Below are 6,163 nucleotides of genomic sequence, written 5' to 3'. Positions count from 1 at the left end.
TTTATTTTCTTTTTTCTAACGGTTTGGCTGGTGTTCACTATCTACAAACCAATTACCTATATGGAGTGGGAAAATTTCTTACCTATTTTTCAGTCCAGTCCTTTAGACATACTGAAAGGGGCTCAGAAAACGTCTTATACGGTGCTAGGCATGGAGATTATTCTCTTTGTCTATCCTTATATAAAGAATAAAGAGAAAGTTTCGCTGCCTATCCATACAGCCTTATTTTTAACCACCTTTTTAATTTTTCTCGTAACAAGTGTTTCTATAGGGTATTTCAGTCCTGATCACTTAGAGCAAACAGTGTGGGCAACATTATCTTTATTTAAAATTATCAGTTTTTCAATAATTGAGCGTTTTGATTTTATCGCCGTTGCATTATGGATGATGGTCGTCATTCCAAACATCATCCTTCTATGCTGGATGCTCCTCCAGACACTAAACCGAATGTTCAACGCACCGAAGAAAAAAAGTTTATATGTAATCAGCTTCCTGTTGTTTATCGCTTCTATCTTGATTGAATACCGTGTCGATATTAATACTCTAACGGATTATACTGCCAAGCTAGGGTTCGCGATTGTATTCGTCTATCCTCTGTTTGTCTTTCTCTCCCTTAAGGTTAGAAAAATGTGGCGGAAAAGGAGAGGTTCTTCGTGAAAAGGCTTTTATGTATGGTTAGTATTCTGTTGTTATGTTCAGGCTGTATTCCAAAAAATTATATTGAACAACTGGGTATTATTACAGCAGTAGGATATGATTTGTTAGACAATCAGAAAATAAGAGGGACGTTGGTTTTATTCCAGTTTGACCCTACGACATCAAATACTTCCCAAGTCGTCACAAGTGAAGCAAATACCTCAAAAGGAATTCGATTGCAAGCCCATAGGAAAACTAGCCATAAGCTGGTTTCTGGTCAAGTAAGGGTGGCCCTTTTCCAAAAGGAACTGGCAGCCAAAGGGTTAACCCGGTATATGGACACGCTTTCCCGCGATGCGAAAGTTTCAGATATGTCCCTACTCGCTGTCACCGATGTTCCTTCAGCCAATCTTCTGCAATCCAAATCTTCAGAAGATGCGCCGAATACTGGAGAATACCTTCATCGATTAATTGAGAAAAGTATCAAGCATGAAATGATTACTGACGCCTCACTTACTGTTTTCCAACAAGACTACTTCAGTATTGGTGCTGATCCCGTCTTACCTTTGTTAACGTTGGAAGATGATAAAGGTGTTATTAATGGCTTATCATTGTTCCAGGATGATCGATACGTTGGTCGCTTACCTGCTGATGATATTATTTATTTAATGATGCTTAGAAATGAAATGAAGCATGGAGAGTTTCAGATTGAACTGCCACAAGATTCTCTCGATGATCACCTAAAAAAAGGCAGCATAAAAAATCCTAATGAAAGTAGTTTATACGTCTCCCTTTACCAAATGGGAAGTAACTTATCAACTAAACCTACCAAAGGAGACCCTTCTTCATATTCGGTAAATATCAAAATAGAAGCACGTCTATTAGAAATTACAAAAGAGGTCGATTTAAAAAGTAAAAAAACCATCGAAACGTTAGAAAAAGAGGTCGAAAAGCAAATAGAAGATAACCTTAACCGTGTAATGGGTGAACTTAAAGAAGCTCAGGTGGACCCTGCAGGATTGGGTAAGAAATATAATACAATTACAAGAGAGAATCGTTTAACTAGAGATAGCTGGCGCGATCAAATTCCTAATTATGATGTGAAATTTAATGTCAAACTGAAGATACTCCGCTATGGAATTACAGAATAAGTCTTTGGGTATTTGTTTCGTAAATGAACAAAAAAAGCCTGAACGGTCAACTGCCGTTCAGGCTTTTGTCATTCTACAAAAACACGAAGTACATAATAAACAAGCCGCCGAGCGTGTACATAATCGGGTGTACCTGTTTCCATTCCTTTTTCGCAATCATGGCAAATGGGTAAAGGATGAATCCAAGCGCAATGCCAGTCGCTACACTGAATGTGAGCGGCATCATGATAATCGTGACAAATGCAGGAACAACAATTTCAAAATTGCTCCAGTCAATCTCCCTCACCTCTGTCGCCATCAGGGCGCCAACGATGATGAGAGCAGGCGCGGTCACTGCCGGAGTAATCACACCGAGTACTGGTGAGAAGAATAAAGCGATAAAGAAACAAAAAGAGATCACTACACTAGTAAATCCTGTTCGGCCGCCTACTGCCACCCCAGCAGATGATTCAACAAAAGAAGCCGTTGTCGAAGTACCGAAGATCGCTCCTACGACTCCAGAGGTGGAATCGGCTAATAGAGCTCGCCCTGCATTCGGAATTTTATTATCTCTCATAATTCCAGCCTGGCTCGCTACAGCAATTAACGCACCTGCTGTATCGAAAAATGCTACAAATAAAAACGTAAAAATAACAGCAAGAACTTCGGGTGTAAACACATCACCGAGATGTTGAAAGACGACTCCAAATGTAGGGTCAAGACTCGGCACCTGTCCGACCACTGAATCGGGAACGTCCACTAAACCGACAATCATACCAATGATACTGGTAATGACAATACCATAGAATATACCTCCACGGATTCCACGTACAAGCATCATAAGAGTAATGATAAAGCCGAACGCAGCAAGGGCTGTGGTTGGAGAAGTCAGTTGGCCGATGGATACAAGCGTTTCCTCGCTTCCCACAACGATGCCTGCATTTTTCAAACCGATGAACGCTATAAAAAAGCCGATGCCTCCTGCAATGGCATGTTTTAAATCTTTCGGAATCACATTAATGATTTTTTCCCTTATTTTAAGAAGACTAAGAATCATAAAGATAATCCCTGCAATAAACACTCCTGTTAAAGCGACTTGCCATTCAATGCCCATCCCGATGACAACGGAGAAGGTAAAGAATGAATTGAGCCCCATACTGGGAGCGATCCCAACAGGGAAATTTGCAAGCAGACCTATCAAAAGTGAGCCCACAATAGCGGATAGAGCGGTAGCTGTAAAAAGCGCACCTTTATCCATTCCTGCCTGGCTTAGTATGATCGGATTTACAACAAGTATATAAGCCATGGAAAGAAACGTCGTGATTCCTGCGAGCGTTTCTTTCTGATAATTCGTTTCACGTTCCTTGAACTTGAAGAAGTTTCTCATGGTGTTCCCTCCTATTTAAAACAAAAAAAGCACCGGCAATCTACCGGAGCTTTACATAGGGAAAGAGAATAATCGTTATTCCTCCCTGTAGACTAGCTATTTCCGGTAGCTGGTAGAAACGTTCAGGCCTTATTCCTAAACTTATACAAGGTACTGTATTCATTTTGTCATAGGAAGAATCATATCAACGGATAATCTATGGGTCAATGATTATGAAAAATGTTCGGAAATTCACTTTTTTCTGATTACTAACTTCTTAATTTTGTTTATCCTAATGTGAAGGAATCGAAGCAATCAGTTACATTTTTTTAAAAAGAAATATTGCAATTCAATAAAAAGAAGAGGACAAAACCAGGTGCGGTTTCGTCCTCGAACTTCACTTGTTATCCAGTTTTCGTTTAGAAAACTGCCAGAGTTATAACCAGTTCCAGCTCTATAGTTATCCCTCATAATCAAATTCATCAGGGTGCTTTCCGATTCGTTCATTTTTATGAAGTGCATCGATTCTCTTCATTTCGTCATCATTCATATCAAAATCGAAAAGATCGGCATTTTCTTTTTGACGCTCTTTATTCGAAGATTTAGGAATGATAACTACGTCATGCTGTAGATGCCAGCGAAGAATAATTTGAGCAGGTGACTTGTCGTACTTCTCAGCTAACTGCTTCAGAATGGCGGCATCGAAGTAGCGACCTCTTGCCAGCGGTGCCCAAGCTTCCAGTTGAATGCCTTTCTGATAGCAATAATCGGCTAGTTCTTTCTGGTATAGTTCAGGGTGAAATTCCACCTGATTTACCATCGGCTTCTCTTCTGCCCCCTCCATCAGCACCTCTAAATGATGCTCCATGAAGTTACATACACCGATGGCTTTCACTTTACCATCTTTGTGAAGCTTCTCGAGGGCTTTCCACGTATCTTTGAATTTTCCTGGCACCGGCCAATGAATTAAGTATAGGTCTAAATAATCAAGTTTAAGCTTATTTAAACTTCTTTCAAAAGCCTGAAGGGTTTCTTCATATCCTTGTTCATCATTCCACACTTTTGTCGTTACGAATAGATCTTCTCTAGGGATATTACTTTCTTTTATCGCTTGACCGACGCCCTCTTCATTGTCATAGAATGAAGCTGTATCTATATGCCGGTAACCGACTTCAAGTGCTGATTTCACAGCTTTTACTACTTCTTCATCATTCTCCATCTTATAAACACCCAGTCCTACTTTAGGCATGTTTATTCCATTAGATAATGTAGCAGCTTCTGTTAAACTCATTTCTATCTACCCCTTTAGTAAGTTTCATTCTCTTCGTTAATTCCCTTTCTTAAAAAAGATTCAAACATTCGGATGCATCGAAGTATGTGCAGCATATAACTCCCCGTCTACTTGATCAAGAAGAAAATCTTCAGGTGCATTCCCGATCAGGAAAAGACGATGAAGAGGTCTTGTCATGGCTACATACAGCATTTTAATATCCAATTCTTTTCTTTGATACGGGTGATGGTTTGAGTAAAGGAATACGACATCAAATTCCAAGCCCTTAGCAAGGTAGGCTGGGAGAATCATGCGGTCACTCATCCCACCTTCTTCTTGTAGTTTCGTAAAACCCACTTCCATACCTTCAAGCTCACCTGCCACATGATCAGCGTCACGTTGGGTTTTTGTTACGATCGCAAAACTGCTCATCCCAATTGTCTGTAGCTGTACCATCATTTGTTTGAAGCTGGTTTTCCACTCCTTCACCCTCGGAAGAAAAGTTGGCAGTTCGCCGTGTCGGACGACAGGTTCCGCCTTAGGAAGCTCATCAGGCATAAGTTCTAATAATTCATTCGCCAAATCCATAATTTCGATCGTCGTCCGATAGGTTTTTTGTAAGGTGAGATAGTTGACGTTTCTGAACACCTCATCTGATAGTACTTCCCAATTCTTTAATCCGCGATAGCGGTATATTCCCTGTGCCAGATCTCCTACGATAGTAAACAAATCTGTATGGAAAGCTCTTCTCAAGCTGTAGATTTCCAGGAAGCTGTAGTCCTGGGCTTCATCAATAACGATCTTTTTAGCTTGATGCTCTTTGTCTATCCCTTTAATGAAGGTTTGAATATAAAGGAGTGCGGCTAAATCTTCGGAATATAGACGTTTCTTCTTCAAATATTTGATAGTGGATTTTCTCATTTCCTGCAGCTCTTGAGAGTCCTCAACAATAAGAGAAGCAAAAACCTCTTCCTCAAACAATTGTTTATAGACATCCATCAGTTTCACTTTAGGGTAATGCTTCATAAAGCGTTGGACAGCCGTTCGAGCTTCTTTTTTTATTTCCTTTAGCCGCTCCTCTTTCCTCGTAATGAGAAAGCTGACTCTTGTCTTACGCTTAGCCCGGTCCTTAAAACCGAACAGTGCTTTATCAAGCTCTTCATCATACTTTTCAGCGATTTTAGTTAATATCTGCTTCTTCTTTCTCCTCAATTCGCTTTGCAGGACGGCTTTAATTTTATGAACTCGCACTTCATAAGGGAAATAACTATATTCCTTATAAAATAAATGATTGATTGATTTGGCGCTTTTAATTTTAAATCCAGCAAGGAGAAAATCCTGATCGATTTTGTACCCTTTTTTCAACCATTGCATGTAACGGTTCAATATTTCTTTAAAATTTGTGGAACCTTTATAACCGGCAGTCCACAAGGCTATGTCATGATCTCCAGTTCCTTCTTCTATGGATTTCATTAATGTTTCATGCTGAGTAACCACTGGCCAGCTAATCCCCGTCACTTCTTGCACAAAGCCGGTAAAGGTCGTTTGCCTTGCACGCTGGATCCCTAGTTCTGGCAGCACCTCTGAGGTGTACTGGATAAACAAGCGGTTAGGAGCTAAAATTAACATCTCATCTGGCTTAAAAATCTCCCTCATGGAATACAAGAAATAGGAAATGCGGTGAAGAGCGATGGTCGTCTTTCCACTGCCGGCCGCACCTTGTACGATGATCGGCTTTCTTAAATCTGCTCGAATCACCTG

5 protein-coding genes and 1 riboswitch are annotated in these 6,163 nt (G+C 40.3%); of the genes, 2 read left to right on the top strand and 3 right to left on the bottom strand.

Annotated elements, in window-relative coordinates; all coding sequences use genetic code 11:
• Positions 1–657: GerAB/ArcD/ProY family transporter (locus LD39_RS16885; protein ID WP_035550266.1), on the top strand; the 657-nt coding region annotated here is incomplete at its 5' end.
• Entirely contained in the window at positions 654–1,787 is a 1,134-nt protein-coding gene (locus tag LD39_RS16880) for a Ger(x)C family spore germination protein (RefSeq protein WP_231572600.1), read from the top strand. The genes LD39_RS16885 and LD39_RS16880, both read left to right, overlap by 4 nt.
• A 73-nt stretch (positions 1,788–1,860) precedes the next feature.
• On the opposite strand, the gene LD39_RS16875 is transcribed toward LD39_RS16880, so the two are convergent.
• The 3 genes from LD39_RS16875 to LD39_RS16865 form a co-directional block, all read right to left on the bottom strand.
• Positions 1,861–3,153 carry an NCS2 family permease gene (locus LD39_RS16875; protein WP_035550260.1) on the bottom strand — a complete coding sequence of 431 codons (1,293 nt, stop codon included), beginning with the start codon at positions 3,151–3,153 and terminating at the stop codon, positions 1,861–1,863.
• Between the two features lie 68 nt (positions 3,154–3,221).
• Positions 3,222–3,322: riboswitch (purine riboswitch) on the bottom strand.
• Between the two features lie 270 nt (positions 3,323–3,592).
• Positions 3,593–4,423 carry an aldo/keto reductase gene (locus tag LD39_RS16870; RefSeq protein WP_035550257.1) on the bottom strand — a complete coding sequence of 277 codons (831 nt, stop codon included), beginning with the start codon at positions 4,421–4,423 and terminating at the stop codon, positions 3,593–3,595.
• A gap of 60 nt (positions 4,424–4,483) precedes the next feature.
• Positions 4,484–6,163, bottom strand: a 1,680-nt coding sequence (locus tag LD39_RS16865; RefSeq protein ID WP_035550254.1) for a 3'-5' exonuclease, incomplete at its 5' end; no start/stop codon positions are given.

The sequence above is a fragment of the Halobacillus sp. BBL2006 genome, from assembly GCF_000786645.1.
GTDB lineage: Bacteria > Bacillota > Bacilli > Bacillales > Halobacillaceae > Halobacillus.
This window is presented reverse-complemented; position numbering and strand designations above follow the sequence as displayed.

Coding starts and splice junctions, on each gene's coding strand:
- LD39_RS16875 (WP_035550260.1), bottom strand. CDS start 3,153: ATGAGAAACTTCTTCAAGTTCAAGGAACGTGAAACGAATTATCAGAAA.
- LD39_RS16870 (WP_035550257.1), bottom strand. CDS start 4,423: ATGAGTTTAACAGAAGCTGCTACATTATCTAATGGAATAAACATGCCT.